Origin of the sequence: Lactococcus sp. S-13, assembly GCF_004210295.1 — a bacterium.
GTDB lineage: Bacteria > Bacillota > Bacilli > Lactobacillales > Streptococcaceae > Lactococcus.
In genome coordinates this window covers 1,166,821-1,188,964 of sequence record NZ_SDAK01000001.1, presented here as the reverse complement: position 1 = coordinate 1,188,964, position 22,144 = coordinate 1,166,821, and the positions used below count along the sequence as shown (strand labels likewise).

Annotated in this window: 15 protein-coding genes; 13 read left to right on the top strand and 2 right to left on the bottom strand. The window is 40.3% G+C overall.

Features of this window, described 5'->3' with window-relative positions; genetic code table 11:
- Positions 1 to 120 precede the first annotated feature (120 nt).
- Positions 121 to 1,572 (bottom strand): UDP-N-acetylmuramoyl-L-alanyl-D-glutamate--L-lysine ligase, encoded by a 1,452-nt coding sequence (locus tag EQJ87_RS05865; protein WP_130123747.1) that lies wholly within the window; start codon positions 1,570 to 1,572, stop codon positions 121 to 123.
- 216 nt (positions 1,573 to 1,788) lie between these two features.
- Here EQJ87_RS05865 and EQJ87_RS05860 point away from each other — a divergent pair, with 216 nt between their 5' ends.
- From EQJ87_RS05860 to EQJ87_RS05850, 3 genes are all read left to right on the top strand, one after another.
- On the top strand, positions 1,789 to 3,459 hold the full coding sequence (locus tag EQJ87_RS05860) for a putative polysaccharide biosynthesis protein (protein WP_130123746.1): 1,671 nt from the start codon (positions 1,789 to 1,791) through the stop codon (positions 3,457 to 3,459).
- A gap of 84 nt (positions 3,460 to 3,543) precedes the next feature.
- On the top strand, positions 3,544 to 5,427 hold the full coding sequence (pepO, locus tag EQJ87_RS05855; protein WP_130123745.1) for an endopeptidase PepO: 1,884 nt from the start codon (positions 3,544 to 3,546) through the stop codon (positions 5,425 to 5,427).
- The gene (locus EQJ87_RS05850; RefSeq protein ID WP_130123744.1) at positions 5,427 to 5,738 is read left to right on the top strand and encodes an MGMT family protein; all 312 of its coding nucleotides are present in this window, start codon (positions 5,427 to 5,429) and stop codon (positions 5,736 to 5,738) included. Before pepO ends, EQJ87_RS05850 begins: the two co-directional genes overlap by 1 nt.
- A 33-nt stretch (positions 5,739 to 5,771) precedes the next feature.
- Here EQJ87_RS05850 and EQJ87_RS05845 read toward each other — a convergent pair whose 3' ends face one another.
- Positions 5,772 to 6,461 carry a helix-turn-helix domain-containing protein gene (locus EQJ87_RS05845; RefSeq protein ID WP_223804506.1) on the bottom strand — a complete coding sequence of 230 codons (690 nt, stop codon included), beginning with the start codon at positions 6,459 to 6,461 and terminating at the stop codon, positions 5,772 to 5,774.
- 250 nt (positions 6,462 to 6,711) lie between these two features.
- On the opposite strand from EQJ87_RS05845, the gene EQJ87_RS05840 reads away from it, so the two are divergent.
- The 10 genes from EQJ87_RS05840 (at position 6,712) to sufD (ending at position 22,143) form a co-directional block, all read left to right on the top strand.
- Positions 6,712 to 7,314 carry a GAF domain-containing protein gene (locus EQJ87_RS05840; RefSeq protein WP_130123742.1) on the top strand — a complete coding sequence of 201 codons (603 nt, stop codon included), beginning with the start codon at positions 6,712 to 6,714 and terminating at the stop codon, positions 7,312 to 7,314.
- A 283-nt stretch (positions 7,315 to 7,597) separates the two neighbouring features.
- On the top strand, positions 7,598 to 11,188 hold the full coding sequence (gene rpoB / locus EQJ87_RS05835) for a DNA-directed RNA polymerase subunit beta (protein ID WP_130123741.1): 3,591 nt from the start codon (positions 7,598 to 7,600) through the stop codon (positions 11,186 to 11,188).
- Positions 11,189 to 11,301: 113 nt separating this feature from the next.
- The gene (gene rpoC, locus EQJ87_RS05830) at positions 11,302 to 14,925 is read left to right on the top strand and encodes a DNA-directed RNA polymerase subunit beta' (protein ID WP_190289049.1); all 3,624 of its coding nucleotides are present in this window, start codon (positions 11,302 to 11,304) and stop codon (positions 14,923 to 14,925) included.
- Positions 14,926 to 15,078: 153 nt separating this feature from the next.
- A complete protein-coding gene (locus tag EQJ87_RS05825) occupies positions 15,079 to 15,987 on the top strand; it encodes a diacylglycerol/lipid kinase family protein (RefSeq protein ID WP_130123740.1) in 909 nt (302 codons plus the stop codon).
- A gap of 176 nt (positions 15,988 to 16,163) precedes the next feature.
- Positions 16,164 to 16,850 carry an amino acid ABC transporter permease gene (locus EQJ87_RS05820; protein WP_130123739.1) on the top strand — a complete coding sequence of 229 codons (687 nt, stop codon included), beginning with the start codon at positions 16,164 to 16,166 and terminating at the stop codon, positions 16,848 to 16,850.
- On the top strand, positions 16,850 to 17,584 hold the full coding sequence (locus EQJ87_RS05815; protein ID WP_130123738.1) for an amino acid ABC transporter ATP-binding protein: 735 nt from the start codon (positions 16,850 to 16,852) through the stop codon (positions 17,582 to 17,584). Before EQJ87_RS05820 ends, EQJ87_RS05815 begins: the two co-directional genes overlap by 1 nt.
- A 142-nt stretch (positions 17,585 to 17,726) precedes the next feature.
- On the top strand, positions 17,727 to 18,428 hold the full coding sequence (locus tag EQJ87_RS05810) for an adaptor protein MecA (protein ID WP_130123737.1): 702 nt from the start codon (positions 17,727 to 17,729) through the stop codon (positions 18,426 to 18,428).
- 2 nt (positions 18,429 to 18,430) lie between these two features.
- Positions 18,431 to 19,777 (top strand): glycosyltransferase family 4 protein, encoded by a 1,347-nt coding sequence (locus EQJ87_RS05805; RefSeq protein WP_130123736.1) that lies wholly within the window; start codon positions 18,431 to 18,433, stop codon positions 19,775 to 19,777.
- Positions 19,778 to 19,924: 147 nt separating this feature from the next.
- Positions 19,925 to 20,695: a Fe-S cluster assembly ATPase SufC gene (gene sufC, locus EQJ87_RS05800; RefSeq protein ID WP_130123735.1), complete on the top strand. Its 771-nt coding sequence runs from the start codon at positions 19,925 to 19,927 to the stop codon at positions 20,693 to 20,695.
- A gap of 191 nt (positions 20,696 to 20,886) precedes the next feature.
- The gene (gene sufD, locus EQJ87_RS05795) at positions 20,887 to 22,143 is read left to right on the top strand and encodes a Fe-S cluster assembly protein SufD (RefSeq protein ID WP_130123734.1); all 1,257 of its coding nucleotides are present in this window, start codon (positions 20,887 to 20,889) and stop codon (positions 22,141 to 22,143) included.
- The last annotated feature ends 1 nt before the right edge of the window (position 22,144 follow it).

Genomic DNA, 22,144 nt, shown 5'->3' with positions numbered 1-22,144 from the left:
TGTTGACGAAAATTTACTGACGAAAAAACGGCTCAAGAAATGAGCCGTTTTTTTATCAGACTAAAATGCTGACGTAAAGTTCACACCGATTTAGTGTTCCCAAAATGCTGACGTAAATTTTTATAAGTATTTTTCTGCTGCTTCACGGTCACCAAGGTAAGCTTCACGTTTGCCATTCAATAATTGGAATCGGTCAGCGCCTTTTCCGGCAATGATGACAGCATCGTCAGCATTTTCGGTTGCTTCAATGGCCATTTTTATAGCCAATTCACGATCCATTTCGAAAGCAACATCGCGTGTGATATAGTGTGCAATTTCGTCAGCAATTTCTCTAGGATTTTCGCGGTTAGAATCATCAGTTGTCAAAATCGCTTCAATGCGTAAGTGATTTTCAATGACTTGACCAAAATCTTTTCTGCGACTTTCACCTTTATTTCCTGTGGAACCAAGCACCAGCAACAATTTTCCTTTATGATGCTCTTCAACGACCTTCACCAAATTCTCCAAAGAAATTCCATTGTGCGCATAATCCACATAGATATGAGCGCCATTTTTGGCGGTTAAAAGCTCCATACGACCAGGCACCACCGCTAACGCTAAGCCTTGACGAATATGATCATCAGAAGCTCCCAAAGCTTTCGTTGCTAAAGCAGTCGCAAGAGCGTTCTCTTGGTTAAATCTACCCAGCAAACGAATGACAAAATCACCGCTGATGTCACCGTCAGTCACAAAATGCAATCCTTTAGACGCCGTAATCACGTTTTGCGAAGCACCACCATAGAAGGCGTGAGGAATTTGCCGCTCCGTCAATTCTTCCTTGATGATTGGGAAATGATTCATCTCAGCATTAGCCACGAAATAGCGAGAGTGACGTAGCAATTGACGTTTACAATAGAAATAATCTTCCAAAGTCGGATGCTCGATAGGACCAATATGATCAGGTGAAATGTTCAAAAAGACCCCAACATCAAACGTTAGGCCATAAACTCGCTCAGTCTTATAAGCCTGACTTGAAACTTCCATGACCAAATGACTCATCCCATTATCCACAGCCTTTGCCATCATTTCAAGCAAATCAAGACTTTCTGGCGTTGTCAATTCTGATTTAAAATAATATTTGCCGTCTAAAGTCGTTTGAGCTGTTGATAAAAGGGCGGTTTTTCCCCCGTTCATCTCATCAAGGATTGCTTTAGCAAAATAAGCAGAAGTCGTTTTCCCCTTAGTTCCCGTTAAAGCCAGCAATTTGAGTTTGTCCTGTGGAAAATCATAAAAAGCCGCTGCGATTAAAGCCATAGCCCGTTTAACATCGGTCACAATAACAGCCGGAACATCAACCTCATAGTCAAATTCAGAAACATAAAAAGGAGCTTTCAAATCTGCTAAATATTCTTTTTTGAAATTTAAACCTTTAGCAAAGAAAAGCGTCCCTGCTGTCGTTTGCCGTGAATCGTAAGAAAGTTCATCAAAGCAAACTTCAGACGACCAGTTGAAATAATATTCACCACCCGCTGAAATTTCTCGAAAATTATCATCTTTTTTTAGTATTTCTAAAATCTGTTGAAGTTTAATCATGGTTAAAAATGCCCATCTATCGCAAATCACGATACCTTTCTAAAGCAAGGAAATTTAAGGGAATTATCCCGTTCTTACTATTATAGCACAAGGAACAAAGGAGCGCATAAGTCATTGAGCTTCTTTTAGGAATTTTGTTTTAGAATAGAGAACAAAAGGAATAATAAATATTAGCATTTGATTGTCAAAAGCATAAAGTTAAGGTAAAATGGAACAATGGAAGATTCAGAAAAACTAGTGAATACAGAGCAGCCGCCAAAAACGGCTGCAAAATCAAAAGATCAGATGCTCTCAGGTGCTGCTTGGCGTACCGGTGCAGATATGATTGGAAAAATTTTAGGCGTGGTCTATATCATCCCGTGGTATGCTTGGATGGGGCGTTTCGGAAATGAAGCCAATTCTTTGTTTAGCATGGGTTATAATATTTATGCGCTTTTTCTACTCGTATCAACGATTGGAATCCCAGCAGCTGTTGCGCGTGAGGTCGCACGTTACAATACTTTGGACGACCCCAATATGGCTTATCGTTTAGTCCGTCAAATGCTTGCAATCATGGCAGGTTTAGGTTTGGTTGCGGCAGGACTGATGTTTGTCCTTTCAGGGCCACTCTCAACTCTTGTTGGAGGGAAAGACAGTGCGGATCTCGTTCCAGTCATGAAAAGTCTAGCTTTAGCCGTTTTAATCTTCCCGTCAATGTCCGTCATTCGAGGATATTTTCAAGGTTTAAATGAAGTAAAAGCGTACGCCCTCAGCCAATTATTAGAGCAAGTCGTTCGGGTCATCTGGATGCTTGCTGCCACCTTTGCCATTATGAAACTCGGCTCGCACAGCTGGCAAAATGCCGTTACTCAATCAACCACAGCAGCCTTTATAGGAATGCTTGGTTCTTATGCAGTTCTACTTTATTATTTACAAAAATCGGGTAAATTAAGCCATCTCTTGCATCCAGGCCCAGCCAAATCAAAAATCAATGCACTGGGCATCATGAAATCAACCATGCATACTGCTATTCCTTTCATCGTGATTGGTTCAGCAATTCAAATTTTCAAAATCATTGACAATTCAACGTTTATGAACATGATGCCATGGGTCACAGATTACAGCCATAATGAATTGCTGGCTTTGATGAGTTATTTTTCTGCTAATACAGACAAATTGACAATGGTTTTACTTGGAGTGGCCTTGACATTGGGTTCAGTTTCTGACCCCTTGATTACGGAGCATTACGTCAAAGGAAATCGTCGCGAACTTGCGACCTTAGTGGGTTACAACTTTCAACTTTATGTTGGATTTATGCTCCCAGCGGTCGTTGGGATGGCACTTTTGACTAAACCTATCTATACTATTTTCTATCAAATTCCGTCAACTTTGCAGAGTAGCTTATTTGTTTTTGCAAGTTTACAGACCTTCTTGCTTGGACTTTATATGCTGGTTTATCCACCATTGACTGTGATGGATCATAAACGCTTAGCGATGCGCTTTTTTGCCATTACTTTGGTTGTGAAGTTAGTTCTTCAAGTGCCATTGATTCTGATTTTCCACAGCTTTGGGCCACTTCTAGCAACGACAATTTCTTTCACGCTTGGTGTCTTCTTGTTCATTAGAAAATTGCATGAAATCACACATTTCTCTATTAAAAATACCACTCGAGGAATCATAGGTGCCTCATTATTGACGCTGTTTATGTCAATCGTTGTCATTGTTGCTGAGATGATTTTGGGACTCATTTTTGGAAAAACACCTGGACGGATTGCGTCAGCACTCATTGCCCTCATTGCCGGCGGTGCTGGATTTTACACTTATTTGTGGTTTGCAGCTCAACTTGGTCTATTAGAAAGATGGTTCGGAAATCGAGCAGCAGGACTGCGTCGCCGACTTCGCATATAAGCTTAAAGTACTGACAGAATTGTCAGTACTTTTTTTATGATTGTGCTATAATAATAGAAAAATATAAGTAAAAAAGGAGAAAAAATGGTAAGAATTCAAGATGATTTATTTGCAGCAGTCAATGAGGAATGGCTGACCAAAGCTGAGATTCCCGCAGATAAGCCTAGAATTTCCGCTTTCGATGAATTGGTTTTGGAAAATGAAAAAAATTTGTCAGCCGATTTGACGGAATTGTCAGCAAATCTTCCCAAAGACAATGCCGAACTCTTAGAAGCAATTAAGTTTTACAATAAAGCTGGAGATTGGGAAAGCCGCGAAAAAGCTGATTTTACAGCCGTAAAAGCGGAATTGGCCAAAGTTCAAAAACTTACCAATTTTCAAGAGTTTAAAGACAAGCTGACGGATTTGATTTTCCATTCGCAAGCGCCGGTTCCTTTCTCCTTTAGTGTTGAGCCAGATATGAAAGATGCTATTCACTATGGATTGAGCTTTACTGGCCCAGGTTTGATTTTGCCAGATACGACCTATTATGCTGACGAACACCCAAGAAAGACCGAGCTGCTTGATTTTTGGGCAAAAAATTCAGCTGAAATTTTGGAGCATTTTGATGTGGAAAATGCCCAAAAGATTGCTGCTGACGCCGTCAAATTTGACCTTCTATTAGTTTCGTCAGCAAATACGTCAGAAGAATGGGCAAAATATGTTGAGCTTTACAATCCCGTCAGCACCAAAACTTTCGTCAGCAAAATCTCTACCATTGATTTTCAAGCGCTGCTTAAAGATTTAGTACAAACAAAAGTTGAAAAGGTTATTGTTTTCGAAAATCGATTTTACGACAATTTTAACACCTTAATCAATGAAGAAAATTGGCCACTCATCAAAGCGTGGATGCTGACGAAAACTGCACGTAGGGCCAGCTCATTTTTGAATGAAGAATTGCGAATTCTTGGTGGAGCTTACGCGCGCTTTCTTTCCAATGTCCAAGAAGCCAGAAGTCAAGACAAGCACCAATTGGATATTACAGAAGCTTACTTCAGTCAAGTCGTTGGCTTATTTTACGGCAAAAAATATTTTGGTGAAGCTGCCAAAGCCGATGTGAAACGCATGGTTGCAGCGATGATAAACGTGTATCAAGAACGCTTACGCACAAACACATGGCTTAGCCAAGAAACGGCCACGAAAGCAATCGAAAAACTTGATGCAATTACAGCATTCATTGGCTTTCCAGATAAGTTACCAGAAATTTATAGCAGATTAAAAGTTGGTGAAGGTACTTTATATGAAGATGCCGTCAACTTTGATGAAATTTTGACAGCGCGTGTCTATGAAAAATTCTCAGAAGATGTGGATAAAACCATTTGGCATATGCCAGCTCACATGGTCAACGCTTATTATAGTCCAGATAGCAACACTATTGTTTTCCCAGCAGCAATTTTGCAAGCCCCTTTCTATTCATTAGAACAATCTAGCTCACAAAATTATGGTGGAATTGGCGCAGTCATTGCTCACGAAATTTCACACGCTTTCGATAACAATGGCGCTCAATTTGACAAATATGGCAACCTCAACAAGTGGTGGCTGGACAAAGATTATGAAGCTTTTGAGAAAAAGCAAGAAGAAATGATTGCACGCTTTGAAGGGATAGAAACAGAAGCAGGCGCAGCTAATGGAAAACTCATTGTATCAGAAAATATCGCTGACCAAGGCGGAATCACAGCAGCACTGACCGCAGCTAAACAAGAAAAAGACCTTGATTTAAAAGCTTTCTTTAGCCAATGGGCAACCATTTGGCGGATGAAAGCAAGCACAGAGTTCCAACAAATGCTTTTGTCTATGGATGTTCATGCCCCAGCAAAATTACGAGCAAATATTCCGCCAACAAATCTCGAAGAATTTTATGAAGCCTTCGATATTAAAACGACAGATAAAATGTATCAAGCACCAGAAAAACGAGTGGAAATTTGGTAATGGCTGAGCTTACAGAAAACACCAAAAAGATATTAGCCGTCATTCAAGCAGTTCCTCAAGGAGAAGTAATGAGCTATCGAGATGTTGGCAAACTAGCCGGTTTGCCCAATGCTGCGCGCCAAGTCTCTTGGATTTTACATTCAATGTCTCACAACTATAAGCTCCCTTGGTGGCGGATTATCCGTTCAGATGGAACAATTGCCCTACCAGAGCCAGGAAGAAGCGAACAAATCGCCCTTCTTCAACAAGAAGGAGTTTCGGTCTCTACCAAAGGAAAAGTTAATATAAAAAAATCTTCTACTGAAAAGTAGAAGATTTTTTTTATACGGAGAAACAAAAGGTCATCAAGAAAGAACTTCTTGTGAACGATAAACTTTTACAACTTTTCCGGACAATTCCTCAGAAGCTTCAGCATCGTCTGTGCCTAAATAACTGAGGTAAAGCACTCTATCATCATTTGTGACTAACTTAGCAAGCTGATTAGCTTCCAAAGAAAATGATAGAATGCCTTCTTTCAAAGGTTTTTCGGTAAATTTAATAAAGACCAAATCGCCATTCATACTTGGAATCGCAGGTTGCAAAGCCTCATTGACGAGTTCGAAAATAACATCGTAGTCATCAGGAAGTTCCTGACGAGGAAAACGAACGATTTTATCACTGGGTTGAAAAACCCAAGTATCAGCATCTTTGTGAACGAATTGCTCCACGTTCAAAGAAACACGTTCTTGTTCAAAACGCGTCACTTCATCCAGACGAGCTTCGATGTAGTTAAGTAAGTTTTGTTTCTTTTCTTGACTTAAATATTCAAAAAGAAGCTGCGCTTTTTTGTAATTGTAATCATCTCCTTTGCCGAGCAGATATTCGGTAGTAACGTCAAAGTAATCAGCAATTTCTGCCAAACGCTTCGCACTAGGTTCCTTGCCTAAACGGTAGTTAGCAAGTGCATTTCTGGGATAACCCAACTCTCTTTCGATTTGATTGAAAGATTTGTGGGAATCAACGACTAAACTTTTTAAACGATCATAAAATAACAAAATACACCTCAGTGCGTATTAAAAAAACGCCATTAAAATATTTGTAACACCTATATTATAACACATAACTTTACGATATAAAAGAAAAAAGAAATAACTAAACAGAAATATATAAGTTAATAACTTAATTTTAGTGACCGGTGTAGGAAGTTTGACACCTTTAGTAAGATATGATAGGATAAAAGTAATCAAAAAAATACTGTTAGCGTTTTCTTGGTAGACTAAACAAAGTATCATAAAGGAGAGAAGTATGGAAAAGATTTTTAAGCAGACACAACAACTCAATGTTCTACTCAGAGAAACTTCAGTTGATTTTTCAGAGCCATTTCCCTATCAGGTCATATTAGAACGAGCGGCCAAAGTCATAAATGGTCATATTTTTGGCATTAATTCGAAAAGAAATTGTCTAGGTTATGGCTACGCTAGTGACGAATTTCGAGAAAATAAAATCCTTAAAAATTTTTTCACTTATCAAAAAATCTCCGAAGAAATTTCTGATGAAGCGCTCAAAAATTTTGAAATTAGTGATAGTGTGAAAATAGAAAGTTCGCTTCTGCAAAAAATTGAGCTTTTGAAAAGCAATTTTGCTGATCATTGGGTTACAATAGGTCCGATAGAGGGAAATAGATTGCGTTTAGGAAGCCTTTTTGTGTTGACTGCTGAACCACTCAGCAATGAACAAATCATGCTGCTTGATACACTTTCGACTTTTATTGGGAACCAAGCTTCTTATATTATGTTAGAAGAACTAGAGAGTCAACGTAGAGAAAACAGCTTTGCTTCTTTGATTCAGTCACTTTCTCGACCGGAACTAGAAACTTTTAAAACAATCATTGAAAAAATTGATCTTTAACCTGAACAAGCGTTTATTCCTAGGATTCACCTTGCCAAACCACTAGAAATATAGTATAATAGAAATAATGGTTTGTCAGCAAATTCTGTGGGATCTCTTGTCCCCATAGGCTTTGTAAGCAACGAAACATTCGTGTTTTCGTTGCTTTTTTGGCGTCTTTAAGTCGATAAAACCAGAAAAGTTATTAAAAAGACAAACTACAGACTTTTCGGTTTTTTTCATTTAAATTTCACCAAAAACACAGACTTTTTTAATCAAATCTAAAAAATAGAGGAGAAAACACTTGGCAGGACATGACGTAAAATACGGTAAACACCGTACAAGACGCAGCTTTTCACGTATCAAAGAAGTAATCGGTTTGCCAAACCTCATCGAAGTTCAAACATCAAGTTACAAGAACTTCCTCGATGAAGGTCTTGCAAATGTCTTTAAAGAAATGTTCCCAATCGACAACTTTGCAGGCACAATGGAGCTTGAATTTGTCGGTTACGAGATGAAAACACCGAAATACACTGTTGAAGAAGCGCGCGCGCATGACGCAAACTATTCAGCACCAATTTATGTAACCTTCCGTCTTGTAAATAAAGAAACGGGAGAACTGAAAACACAAGAAGTCTTCTTTGGAGATTTCCCACTCATGACTGAAATGGGTACATTTATCAACAATGGTTCAGAACGTTTGATCGTCAGCCAATTGGTACGTAGCCCCGGCTCATATTTCCACCTCAAAGCAGACAAAAATGGTCTCGAAAGCTTTGGTCATACAACAATCCCTAACCGTGGGGCTTGGTTTGAGTTAGATACTGATGCTAAAGGAATCGGTTATGTTCGTATTGACCGTACACGTAAATTAACATTTACAACAATGCTTCGTGCCCTTGGTTTTGGTTCAGATGATGAAATCCTTGAATTGTTGGGTGAAACTCAACTTTTGACAGATACTATCGCAAAAGATGTTCATAAAAATCCAGCGGACACTCGTGTAGAAGAAGCGCTCAAAGATATCTATGACCGTCTTCGCCCAGGTGAACCAAAAACTGCTGACAGCTCACGTGGTTTGCTTGTTGCACGTTTCTTTGATCCAAAACGTTATGATTTTGCGGCTGTTGGTCGTTATAAATTTAACAAAAAATTGGCACTCAAAAATCGTCTCCTCGGTTTGACTTTGGCAGAGCCAATTGTTGACCCAGAAACTGGTGAAATTCTTGTCAATGCAGATACGCTTGTAACACGTGATGTGCTTGATGTGATTGAACCATTTCTTGACAATGGTCTTGGAAACTTTGTTGTTGAACCTTCTGACGACGCCGTTATTCCAGAACCAATCACTTTGCAAAGCATCAAGGTTTACTCACCGAAAAATTCAGAACGTGTTGTGACTTTGCTCTCAAATGGAACACCAGATGATGAATGCCGCGTATTGACTCCAGCCGATGTTATTGCAAACATTAGCTACTGGCTTGGTCTTGCTGAAGGAATCGGTAAAGTGGACGATATCGACCACTTAGGTAACCGTCGTATCCGTTCAGTAGGTGAATTGCTTCAAAACCAAGTACGTATCGGACTTTCACGTATGGAACGTGTTATTCGCGAACGGATGTCATCTTCAGAAAATGAAAATATCACACCACAAGGTTTGATTAACATTCGTCCTGTAACAGCTTCTATTAAAGAATTCTTTGGTTCTTCACAACTTTCACAGTTCATGGACCAACACAATCCTTTGTCTGAGCTTTCACACAAACGTCGTTTTTCTGCCTTAGGACCTGGTGGTATCTCGCGTGACCGTGCTTCTTATGAAGTGCGTGACGTTCACTATACTCACTATGGCCGTATGTGTCCTATTGAAACACCTGAAGGACCAAATATCGGTTTGATCAACAACTTGTCATCTTATGCCAAAGTTAACGAATATGGTTTCATTATGTCACCATATCGTCGTGTTGATCGTGCAACAGGGATTGTTACTGATGAAGTAGAATACCTCACAGCTGATGAAGAAGACAACTACACTGTTGCCCAAGCTAACTCACGTTTGACTGAAGATAGCCGTTTTGCTAATGAAACAGTTATGGCCCGTCACACTGGTAACAACATCGAAGTAGAAGCTTCAACAGCAGATTACATGGACGTATCGCCTAAACAGGTTATCGCCGTAGCTGCCGCTTGTATTCCTTTCCTTGAAAACGATGACTCCAACCGTGCCCTCATGGGTGCCAACATGCAACGTCAAGCAGTTCCACTGATTGACCCGCACGCTCCTTGGATTGGTACAGGTATGGAACATCAAACAGCGCGCGATTCAGGTGCTGCTTTACTTGCTAAACATGATGGTGTGGTTGAATATGTTGATGGTGATGAAATTCGTGTTCGCCGTATCTCCGGCGAGCTTGATATCTACAATATCACTAAATATCAACGTTCAAACTCAGGAACTTCATACAACCAACGTCCGCTTGCTCAACTTGGCGAAAAAGTTGAAAAAGGTGACATCATTGCTGATGGACCTTCTATGGAAAACGGGGAAATGGCCCTTGGTCAAAATCCACTCGTTGCCTATATGACTTGGGAAGGTTACAACTTTGAGGATGCGGTTATCATGTCTGAACGTTTGATTAAAGATGACGTTTATACTTCAATCGCTATCGAAGAATATGAATCAGAAACACGCGATACAAAGCTTGGGCCTGAAGAAATCACTCGCGAGATTCCTAATATTGGAGATGAAGCACTCAAAAACCTTGACGAAGCTGGTATTATCCGTATCGGTGCGGAAGTGAAAGACGGTGATTTGCTGGTTGGTAAAGTTACTCCTAAAGGTGAAACTGATCCAACACCAGAAGAACGTCTCCTTCGTGCAATCTTTGGTGAAAAAGCTCGTGAAGTTCGTGATACATCACTCCGTGTGCCTCACGGTGGTGGCGGTATCGTCCACGATGTGCGTGTGTTTACTCGTGAAAATGGTGATGAATTGCCATCAGGTGTGAATAAGCTCGTTCGTGTCTTCATTGCTCAAAAACGTAAAATCCACGTTGGGGATAAGATGGCCGGACGTCACGGTAACAAAGGGGTCGTTTCAAATATCGTTCCTGTGGAAGATATGCCTTACTTGCCAGATGGAACTCCAATCGATATCATGTTGAACCCACTTGGGGTGCCTTCACGGATGAACATTGGACAGGTTATGGAGCTTCATTTAGGTATGGCTGCTCGTACTTTGGGTATCCACATCGCAACACCCGTCTTTGACGGTGCTTCTGATGAAGATATCTGGGATACAGTTAAAGAAGCTGGTATGGCTGCTGACGCTAAGACTGTCCTTTATGACGGTCGTACTGGTGAACCATTTGATAACCGAATTTCAGTTGGTGTCATGTACATGATTAAACTTCACCACATGGTTGATGATAAACTCCATGCTCGTTCAGTTGGTCCTTACTCACTCGTTACACAACAACCGCTCGGTGGTAAAGCACAGTTCGGTGGACAACGTTTCGGGGAAATGGAAGTTTGGGCGTTGGAAGCTTATGGTGCGGCAAATGTTCTTCAAGAAATCTTGACTTACAAGTCAGATGACGTGATTGGACGTACACGTGCTTATGAAGCAATCGTTAAAGGTGAACGTATTCCTAAACCAGGTCTTCCTGAATCATTCCGCGTCCTTGTTAAAGAATTGCAATCTCTTGGTCTTGATATGAAAGTCCTTGATGCAGATAGCAATGTCCTTGACTTGCGTGAATTGGACGAAGACGAAGTTATGACTCGTCCTGATAATACAGAAATTACTCCTGAAATGCTTGAAGCACAGGAAGCTATTGTTGCACAAGCGGAAGCTGAAGAACAAGCTTTGATTAACGCTGGAAATGAAGAATAAAAATATTTGACAGACTTGTCACATATTAGAAATGAAGATTTTGAATGAACTGCTGATTATCAGCAGTCCTCAAAATCAATACAGCGTTAAATTTATTAGAAGTGGAGAAAGAATTGGTCGATGTAAATAAATTTGAGAGCATGCGAATTGGTATCGCATCTCCACAAAAAATTCGTTACTGGTCATTTGGTGAAGTCAAAAAACCAGAAACAATCAACTATCGTACACAAAAACCTGAACGTGAAGGACTTTTCGATGAACGTATTTTCGGTCCTCAAAAAGACTGGGAATGTGCTTGTGGAAAACTTAAAGGTGTTTTCTACAAAAATCAAGTTTGTGAACTTTGTGGTGTTCAAGTAACAACAGCAAAATCACGTCGTGAACGTATGGGACATATTGAGCTTGCTGCTCCAATTTCACATATTTGGTACTTCAAAGGCATTCCATCACGTATGGGACTTGCCCTTGATATGAGCCCACGTGCGCTTGAAGAAGTCATTTATTTTGCGAGCTATGTGGTCATTGACCCTAAAGAAACTGATCTTGAGAAAAAACAACTCTTGACTGAACGTGAGTATCGCGAACAACTCTTGAAAAATGGTTTTGGTTCATTCGTTGCCAAAATGGGTGCTGAAGCGATTCAAGATTTGTTGAATGATGTTGATATTGATAAAGAAGTTTCTGAACTCAAAGAAGAACTCAAAACAGTTACTGGACAACGTCGTGTAAAAATTATTCGTCGTTTGGACGTTTTGTCAGCTTTCAGAAAATCAGGCAATGCTTTATCTTGGATGGTATTGAACGTATTACCAGTTATTCCACCAGATTTGCGTCCTATGGTTCAATTAGATGGTGGACGTTTTGCCACATCTGACTTGAACGACTTGTATCGTCGTGTTATTAACCGTAATAACCGTTTGAAACGTTTGATGGAACTTAATGCTCCAAATATTATCGTTCAAAATGAAAAACGGATGCTTCAAGAAGCTGTTGATACTTTGATTGACAACGGTCGTCGTGGTCGTCCAATCACTGGTGCCGGTAACCGTCCATTGAAATCTCTTTCACATATGCTGAAAGGGAAACAAGGACGTTTCCGTCAAAACTTGCTTGGTAAACGGGTTGACTATTCTGGACGTTCGGTTATCGCTGTTGGTCCAACACTTAAAATGTACCAATGTGGTGTTCCACGTGAAATGGCGATCGAGTTGTTCAAACCATTTGTAATGGCACAACTTGTTAAGAAAGAATTGGCTGCTAATATTCGTGCGGCTAAACGTAAAGTTGAACGTCAAGACTCAGATGTTTGGGATATCCTTGAAGAAGTAGTTAAAGAACACCCTGTTCTTCTTAACCGCGCACCTACGCTCCACCGCCTTGGTATTCAAGCGTTTGAACCTGTTTTGATTGATGGTAAAGCGATGCGTCTTCACCCACTTGCTTGTGAAGCCTACAATGCCGACTTTGACGGTGACCAAATGGCGATTCACTTGCCTTTGTCTGAAGAAGCTCAAGCTGAAGCACGTCTTTTGATGCTTGCTGCTGAACATATCTTGAACCCTAAAGATGGTAAACCTGTCGTTACTCCTTCACAGGATATGGTTCTTGGTAACTACTACCTCACGATGGAAGAAAAAGGTCGTGAAGGCGAAGGAATGATTTTCTCAAGTCCTGAGGAAGTAGAAATTGCGATGCGTAATGGTTATGTGCATTTGCACACACGTATTGGTATTGCTACTAAATCAATCAAGAAACCTTGGACGCCAGAGCATCAAGATAAAATCTTGGTGACGACAGTTGGTAAAGTGATTTTCAACTCAATCATTCCTGAAGGAATGCCTTACTTGAATGAACCAACGGACGCTAACTTGACTGGTAAAACAGACGATCGTTTCTTCATGGATGCTGGTCAAGATATTCACGAAGTTTTGGATAAAGTTGACACTGTTCGTCCATTTAAAAAAGGTTATCTCGGAAATATCATCGCCGAAGTCTTCAAACGCTACCGTACAACGGCAACGTCTGAATACCTTGACCGTTTGAAAGACCTTGGTTACCACCAATCTACTTTGGCTGGTTTGACTGTGGGGATTGCTGATATTCCTGTTGTTGAAGATAAACATAAAATTATCGATGCTGCGCATGAACGTGTGGAACAAATTACGAAACAATTCCGTCGTGGTTTGATTACTGATGATGAACGTTATAACGCTGTTACTGGTGTTTGGCGTGATGCTAAAGAGTCACTTGAAAAACGATTGATTGATGAACAAGATTTGACTAACCCAATCGTTATGATGATGGACTCTGGAGCCCGTGGTAATATCTCAAACTTCTCACAGCTCGCTGGTATGCGTGGTTTGATGGCCGCTCCTAATGGTAAAATCATGGAATTGCCTATCATCTCAAACTTCCGTGAGGGGCTTTCTGTCTTGGAAATGTTCTTCTCAACTCACGGTGCCCGTAAAGGGATGACCGATACAGCCCTGAAGACTGCCGACTCTGGTTATCTTACTCGTCGTTTGGTTGACGTTGCCCAAGATGTTATCATTCGTGAAGACGACTGTGGAACTGACCGTGGACTTGTTATTTCTGACATTGCTACTGGTAAAGAAATGGTTGAACCTTTGTTCGAACGTTTGGTTGGTCGTTATACGCGTAAATCAGTACTCCATCCAGAAACTGGCGAATTGATTATCGCTGACGATACTTTGATTTCTGAAGATGTCGCTCGTCAAATCGTTGATGCTGGTGTTAAAGAAGTCACTATCCGTTCAGTATTTACTTGTAAAACACCACACGGTGTATGTAAACACTGTTATGGTATCAACTTGGCTACTGGGGATGCGGTTGAAGTTGGTGAAGCGGTTGGTACTATCGCCGCTCAATCAATCGGTGAACCTGGTACTCAGTTGACAATGCGTACATTCCACACGGGTGGTGTGGCGTCAAGTTCAGATATCACACAAGGTTTGCCTCGTGTCCAAGAAATCTTTGAAGCCCGTAACCCTAAAGGGGAAGCGGTCATCACTGAAGTAACGGGTACGGTTGAGTCTATTGTTGAAGATCCGGCTACTCGTACACGTGAAATTACCGTCAAAGGTAAGACAGATACACGTAGCTACACTGTTGGTATGGCTGACGTTCTTGAAGTTGAAGAAGGTCAATTTATCCACCGTGGTGCACCTTTGATTCAAGGTTCTATTGAGCCTAAACACTTGTTACAAGTGCGTGACGCATTGTCAGTTGAAACTTACTTGCTCGGCGAAGTTCAAAAGACTTACCGTTCACAAGGGGTTGAAATCGGCGACAAACACATCGAGGTAATGGTTCGTCAAATGCTCCGTAAAGTTCGCATCATGGACAACGGATCTGTTGACATCTTACCAGGTACTTTGATGGACATTTCTGATTTTGAAAAAGCAAATGAACAAGCACTCTTGAATGGAGAAGCTCCTGCAACAGGACGTCCAGTCTTGATGGGGATTACTAAAGCCTCTCTTGAAACAAATTCATTCTTGTCAGCTGCTTCATTCCAAGAAACAACTCGTGTGCTTACTGATGCTGCGATTCGCGGTAAAGAAGACCACTTGCTTGGACTTAAAGAAAATGTTATCATCGGTAAGATTATTCCTGCTGGTACCGGTATGTTCCGTTACCGTAACATTGAACCTTTGGCAGATTTGGAAAATGCTCCTGAAGTAAAAGAAGCTGCTCCTGCAACTGTTGAAAACTAATTTACTGATAAAAAAACAAGAGAAATTACTGACGCATTTTGTCAGTAATTTTTTTGTAGAGAATTTACTGACGAAAACTTCGTCAGAGGATAAAATTTGCTGACAAAATGATTAAAATGATAAAAATCCTGTAATTTTTGGTAAAATAAATCTATGACTTATTATCTTTTGGCAAATCCAAATTCCGGTGCGGGTAATGGGGGAAGGGCATTAGAAATTCTCCTTCCTTATTTGAAAACAAATCATTATAATTATCGACTTTATACAACAAAAAAAGGTGGCGAAGAAGCTTCTTTGCTTCAACAAATATTAGCAGTTAAAAAAGAAGAAGATCAGTTGGTCGTCATCGGTGGTGATGGGACGCTTTCTTTAGTCATCGATAAACTGCCTGCAAGGGAGGCATTTTCTTATATTCCCTCAGGATCGGGGAATGATTTTGCACGAAGTTTGAAATTGAGCCTTGATCCGATTGAGGCCTTTGAGGCGGCAAAATCACAAAGGAAACATGAAATTTTTATCATGCGTTATCGTTCGCAAGGTTTGACAGGTTATGCCTTAAATAATATCGGCATTGGTTTGGACGCAACGATTGTAAAAGTAGCAAATGAGGGCAGGCTAAAGCGCTTGCTCAACTATTTGAAACTAGGTAGCTTGTCTTATATTTTGACTGCTCTGCACGTTTTAGTGACCAAAAAATCTTTTGGTGCGGTGATTACGCAAGAAAGTCAGACGCTTGAATTGGGGAAAGCTTTTTTGATGACTTTTACGAAACATCCCTATTTTGGCGGTGGGGTAAAAATTTCTCCACAGGCTTCCAATAGCAATGCGGATATTCATTTGGTGGAGTATGATAAGCACAACATCTTTCGGACTTTTTCTTTGATTCCAAGTGTGCTAAAGGGAACCCATTTGAAACATCCTTTATTTTTGCATCGGATCAACAAAAAGTTTGCTGTTGAATTAACTGAAAATCAGCCTGTTCAAATTGATGGCGAAATTCATCAGTTGGCTGCCGCCGATCGCTTAACAATCGATACGGAAAAAAGAATGATTATTTACTGACGTAATTTTTGAATTGATAGTATAGATAAAAATAGCACTGAAAAGCGCTTTTTTTATTTTCGTCAGTAAATTCTCTAATGTTTATTCATTTTCCGTTGTATTATTATTCTTTTTGTAGTATAATTATGCTATTGTTTTTAATAAAAATAGAAATTATCTAAGAGAAAAGAGAAACTATGAATTTTGATTTTTTACCAAAATACCTCCCCTATTTTAATGATGGGATGCTTGTGACCATTTTGATTTCAGCTTTTGTGGTGCTAATTGGGACTTTGCTAGGAATTGTAACGGCCTTGGGCAAACTTTCAAAAGTTGCTCCAGTACGCTGGCTGGCTAATATTTATATTGAGTTATTTCGTGGAACGCCAATGCTCGTGCAAATTATGTTAGGGTTTGCGCTCTTGGGAAACAGCTCATTTCCGACCTTTCAAGTAGGAATCCTCCAACAAGACTTAGGGCGTCTGCTTCCGGGGATTTTGGTGCTTGCCCTCAACTCAGGTGCATATATGGCAGAAATCGTTCGTGCAGGTATTGAAGCTGTACCAGCGGGTCAAAGAGAGGCCGCGTATTCATTGGGAATTCGGCCGACTCAGACGATGCTTACAGTGATTTTACCTCAAGCGATTCGTAACATTTTGCCAGCGGTGGGCAATGAATTTGTGACGATTATCAAAGATAGCTCACTGCTTTATACCATTGGAGTTATGGAGGTATTCAATGGCGCACAAACGGTTGTTAATCTAACTTATCAAACGGTTTCGCCAATGCTGTTTGTCGCTTTCTATTATTTCGTGGTCACTTTTGTAGTGAGTCGCTTGTTATCATTGCTGGAAAAGAAATTTGGGAAAGGATATGCAAAATAATGAATGAATATTTAATTGAAATAAAAAATCTGCATAAATATTTTGGAAAAACAGAAGTCCTCAAAGGATTGGACATCCAAATTCAAAAAGGGGAAGTGGTGGTGATGATTGGCCCATCTGGTTCAGGGAAATCCACATTTTTACGCACGATGAATTTGCTGGAAAAACCAACCAAAGGCGAAGTTTATTTTGAAGGAACCAATATTGCAGATAAATCGGTGGATGTCTTTAAACATAGGGAAAAAATGGGAATGGTTTTTCAACAGTTCAATCTCTTTCCCAATATGACGGTTTTAGAAAATCTCAGTTTAGCACCTGTCAAAACGGGGAAAATGGATAAAACTCAAGCTGTGGAAAAAGCTACTCAATTATTAGAACGGGTGGGATTGGCAGATAAAGCTCAAGCTTATCCACAGTCTCTCTCTGGTGGACAACAGCAGCGGGTAGCTATTGCGCGAGCTTTAGCAATGAATCCCGAGGTGATGTTATTTGATGAACCGACCTCAGCGCTTGACCCAGAAATGGTAGGCGAAGTTCTCAACGTCATGCAAGAATTGGCCAAGGAAGGCATGACCATGGTTATCGTCACACACGAGATGGGCTTTGCCAAAAATGTGGCAGATCGGGTCTTATTTATGGCTGATGGAGTGATTGTCGAAGAAGGAAAACCCATAGATTTATTTGAAAATCCACAGGAAAAAAGAACGCAAGAATTTTTGGCAAAAGTCCTTTGAAGCCAGTCAAATTCGAGGAATGAAAGGCTAGGAAAATGAAAAAAAGCAGCCAGCTTGCTTTTTTTTTTCTGGTCTGTGGTATAATATGAGTAAGAATTGTAAAGTGTTGGAAGTAAAATAATATAGAAAAGAGATGATACAAATGAAATTTGAAGATATCAATGAAAGTACAATTAAAATCACACTTTCTTTTGATGATTTGACGGATTATGATATTAAATTATCTGACTTTTTCGGAAATCAGGAAGTAATTGAACAATTTTTCTATGAATTAGTTGATGAACTGGGCTTAGAAAATCGTTTTAGCAATGTCGGAATGTTGACCTTCCAAATCCAACCTTTTCCTCAAGGAGTGCACATGATTGTTCATGAAGAAGCGCTCTTGAATGAAGGCGGAGAAATTCCAGATGATCCAGAAGAGTTTGAAGAATTGATGACAGGATTTTATAATAAACTTAATGAGATAGGTGCAGACATGGCGCGCGAACGTGGAATTACTGATTTTAAACCAGGACTGGGCTTGCCTGGAGCAAAGAAAGAGGAAAACGATCAAGAACCTGATTTTATCTATTACTCTATTCGTTATGACGACGTGATGTCGGTCTTGACTGGTGTAAAAAATGTTAAGTTTGCGGATGAAGAGTCAGAATTTTATCGCTATGAGGGTGAGTTTTACCTTGTCGTTTTGGATAATCAAAAATCTAAAGGGAAAATGCACGTTGAAAGCACTCGGGCGCGGATGATGGAATATGGCGAAGTCTCAAATTTGAGTAGAGAATTTTTGCAGGAATATGCTGAATGTTTGATTGAAACACGTGCTTTGGACGTTCTTAGAAAAATTTAAATATGGTTGATACATTAAAAGAGATTCCTTTTACTTTGAAATTTCTAATTGTCATTATCATGACGTTTGGAATTTCCGTTATTTTAACCCCAATCATGACTTTTGTGTCAAAGGCGATTGGAGCAATTGATAAACCAAATGAGCGGCGGGTCAATAAAAAACCGATGCCTTCGGCTGGTGGTCTAGTCATTTTCATTGCTTTTGCGCTTGCGAGTGTGCTGATTTTGCCACATATTGTGCATAGTCAGCCAGTGTTACATCCTACGGGAGCGGGAGTTCCTGGTGGTTCTCCTCAAAGTCATCCTCCACATTTGGTGAGTTACTTATCCTATATTTGGCCTTTTGTTGTCGGCAGTGGAATCGTTGTGCTGACAGGCTTGATTGATGATATTAAAGAAATTTCGCCTAAGATGAAAATGGCGGGCTTGTTTGTAGCGGCGAGTTTTATTTGGTTTTTTACCAATGCACGCTTTGATAACTTAAAAATTCCGTTTGGCGGCCCTTTGCTTATTTTCCCAGATTGGCTTTCCTTTATTTTTACTGTTTTTTGGATTTTAGCGATTACTAATGCTTTGAATTTGATTGATGGGCTGGATGGTCTGGCGAGTGGTGTGTCTATTATTTCGCTGACAACGATGGGTGTGGTTTCGTATTTTTTCTTACCAAGTCCAAATGTCTTTTTACCCATTACGATTTTTACCATCGTAGCGGCAATCATGGGCTTTTTCCCTTATAATTATCATCCAGCGATTATTTATTTGGGGGATACAGGGGCGCTATTTTTAGGCTTTATCATTTCGGTTGCTTCGCTGCAAGGGCTGAAAAATGCCACAGCAGTAGCGGTTTTGACTCCTCTGTTAATTTTGGGTGTTCCTTTGACGGACACCATCATGGCAATGGTTCGACGCAAACTCAATCGACAGTCGATTACAACGGCGGATAAACGCCATTTGCATCATCGACTCATGGCCCTTGGTTTTACACATCGCGGGGCGGTACTTGTGATTTATGGGATTGCAGCAATCTTTGCTTTCATCTCGATTTTGTTGCAAATTTCTAGTCGCGTTGGGGGGATTTTGCTTTTAGTTGCTTGTTTGATTGGGCTGGAAATTTTCATTGAATTAGTGGGAATTTTGGGCGAAAATCGTCAACCAATGCTGAAAGCTTTAAAATTTGTTGGTAATTCAACTTATCGAGAAAATGTCTTACATCTCCAAAATGAAGAAGCTTCAGAAAGTGAAACGAAAACGGTAGAAAATTCTTCTGAAATTTCAGAAGAAGACTTGGCTGATGAGCCGACTCAGGAGTTTTCAGTTTCTCCTTTGAGACGTCGAGAAAGAAATAAATAATTTTATTAACCATTATTGTTAACAATAGTGGTTTTTTGTTAGTTTTAGCAAAGAATTGTAAGCGGAAATAACAATTTTTGTCAAATTTTTGTTAAAATAGAAGCTATAAAATGTCAAATACAATTGACAATTTAAAGGAGCGAGAATATGGCTACACTTGAAATCAAAGACCTTCACGTTACAATTGAGGATAAAGAAATTCTCAAAGGAGTGAATTTAACAATAAATACAGGCGAAGTCCATGCCATCATGGGGCCGAATGGAACAGGGAAATCAACCTTGTCGGCAGCCATCATGGGAAATCCGAACTATACGGTGACGCAAGGACAAGTTTTGTTTGACGGTGAAAATGTGTTAGAAATGGCTGTGGATGAGCGGGCGCGTTTGGGCTTGTTCTTGGCTATGCAATATCCTTCTGAAATTCCAGGAATTACCAATGCTGAATTTTTGCGAGCAGCAATCAACGCCAAACGTGCAGAAGATGACAAAATTTCTGTGATGCAATTTATCAAACAATTGGATAAAAACATGGAACTTTTGAGCATGAAAGAGGAAATGGCAGAACGTTATCTCAATGAAGGATTTTCTGGTGGTGAGAAAAAACGGAATGAAATTTTGCAACTTTTGATGCTGGAGCCTACTTTTGCTATTTTGGACGAAATCGACTCAGGTCTTGATATTGATGCGCTTAAAGTCGTGGCTAAAGGCGTCAACTCAATGCGCGGCGAAAAATTTGGTGCTTTGATTATCACCCACTACCAACGTTTGCTGGATTATATTACACCAGATGTGGTGCACATTATGATGGAGGGCCGTGTGGTTAAGACCGGTGGTGCTGACCTTGCCAAACGTTTGGAAGTCGAAGGTTATGCCAATATTGCTGACGAACTTGGCATTGACTACAAAGAAGAAGCTTGAGGAAAGGAGTTGGGGACTGATTGACTGACGAAAGTGTCAAAAGCGTAGAGAAATTACTGACGTAAATAAATTTTATCAGAGAAAATACTGACGAAAACTTCATCAGTAGAGAATTTGCTAACGAAATTAAAGAAGGTCAGAGAATTTGCTGACGTCATTTTCTGAGGGAAAAAAGTCTTACCAAAAATAATATGAATCAAGAAATCTTAAACTTTTCACAAATGAATGCCGAGCCTGCTTGGTTGTCTGATTTGCGTCAAGAGGCTGCGGCTGCATTTGACAAATTAGAATTGCCTAATATCGAACGGGTAAAAATCAACCGTTGGGGCTTGGATCAATTGACAATTGACCAAACGCAAGAAATTGGCGCTGTGCCTGCTTTTACAGAATTGCCTAATCATCCTTTGCTTGTGCAAGTTGGCACGCAAACTGTGCTGGAGCAAATCAGTCCAGCATTAGCGGATCAAGGTGTGATCTTCACTGATTTTGCGACTGCATTGACCGAAATTCCTGAGCTTGTGGAAAAACATTTGGGCAGTGTGGTACCATTTTTTGAAAGTCAATTGACCGCAGCAAATGCAGCGACTTTCAATTCGGGTTTGGTGCTTTATGTGCCAGATGGCGTTGAAATTTCCGAACCGATTGAGGCGATTTTGATGCAAGAAGGTGGTTCTACTGTACCATTTAACAAGCATTTGTTGATCATTGCTGGGAAAAATGCCAAAGTAGACTATCTGGAACGGTTGGAAACGACCGGCGATCAAACGGCACGGGCAACGGCAAATCTTATCGTTGAAGTCATTGCACAAGCAGGTGCGCAAGTTAAGTTTGCAGCCTTAGATCAATTAGGCGAAAATGTGACTGCTTCCATCATTCGTCGAGGCTTGATTGGCGACAATGCAACCATTGACTGGTCAGTTGGGGTCATGAATGACGGAAATGTTGTTGCTGACTTTGATAGTGATCTCAAAGGAAACGGCGCACATTCGCAAATCAAAGTGGTCGGTATTTCTACAGGACGTCAAACACAAGGTGTTGATACGAGAGTAACAAATTTTGGGCTCAACTCAGCAGGCCACATCTTGCAAAATGGTGTCATTTTGGACAGAGGAACGTTGACGTTCAATGCGATTGGGCATATTATTAAGGGCGCCAAAAATGCCGATGCTCAACAATCCTCACACGTTTTGATGTTATCAGACAAGGGGCGCGGCGATGCCAATCCAATTCTTTTGATTGATGAAAATGACGTAACAGCAGGTCACGCGGCATCTGTCGGACAGATTGATGAGGAGGATTTGTTCTACTTGCAATCACGCGGTTTGGATGAGGACATGGCGAAACGTTTGGTCATTCGTGGATTCCTCAGCTCAGTGGTCAGCGAAATTCCAGTCAAAGCAGTACGTCATGAATTTATCGAAACCATCGAAAGAAAATTAGGAATGTAAG

What these genes read in the sequence shown, in the direction of transcription:
- EQJ87_RS05865 (WP_130123747.1), bottom strand. Translation starts at nt 1,572, where the DNA reads ATGATTAAACTTCAACAGATTTTAGAAATACTAAAAAAAGATGATAAT.
- EQJ87_RS05860 (WP_130123746.1), top strand. Translation starts at nt 1,789, where the DNA reads ATGGAAGATTCAGAAAAACTAGTGAATACAGAGCAGCCGCCAAAAACG.
- pepO (WP_130123745.1), top strand. Translation starts at nt 3,544, where the DNA reads ATGGTAAGAATTCAAGATGATTTATTTGCAGCAGTCAATGAGGAATGG.
- EQJ87_RS05850 (WP_130123744.1), top strand. Translation starts at nt 5,427, where the DNA reads ATGGCTGAGCTTACAGAAAACACCAAAAAGATATTAGCCGTCATTCAA.
- EQJ87_RS05840 (WP_130123742.1), top strand. Translation starts at nt 6,712, where the DNA reads ATGGAAAAGATTTTTAAGCAGACACAACAACTCAATGTTCTACTCAGA.
- EQJ87_RS05825 (WP_130123740.1), top strand. Translation starts at nt 15,079, where the DNA reads ATGACTTATTATCTTTTGGCAAATCCAAATTCCGGTGCGGGTAATGGG.
- EQJ87_RS05820 (WP_130123739.1), top strand. Translation starts at nt 16,164, where the DNA reads ATGAATTTTGATTTTTTACCAAAATACCTCCCCTATTTTAATGATGGG.
- EQJ87_RS05815 (WP_130123738.1), top strand. Translation starts at nt 16,850, where the DNA reads ATGAATGAATATTTAATTGAAATAAAAAATCTGCATAAATATTTTGGA.
- EQJ87_RS05810 (WP_130123737.1), top strand. Translation starts at nt 17,727, where the DNA reads ATGAAATTTGAAGATATCAATGAAAGTACAATTAAAATCACACTTTCT.
- EQJ87_RS05805 (WP_130123736.1), top strand. Translation starts at nt 18,431, where the DNA reads ATGGTTGATACATTAAAAGAGATTCCTTTTACTTTGAAATTTCTAATT.
- sufC (WP_130123735.1), top strand. Translation starts at nt 19,925, where the DNA reads ATGGCTACACTTGAAATCAAAGACCTTCACGTTACAATTGAGGATAAA.
- sufD (WP_130123734.1), top strand. Translation starts at nt 20,887, where the DNA reads ATGAATCAAGAAATCTTAAACTTTTCACAAATGAATGCCGAGCCTGCT.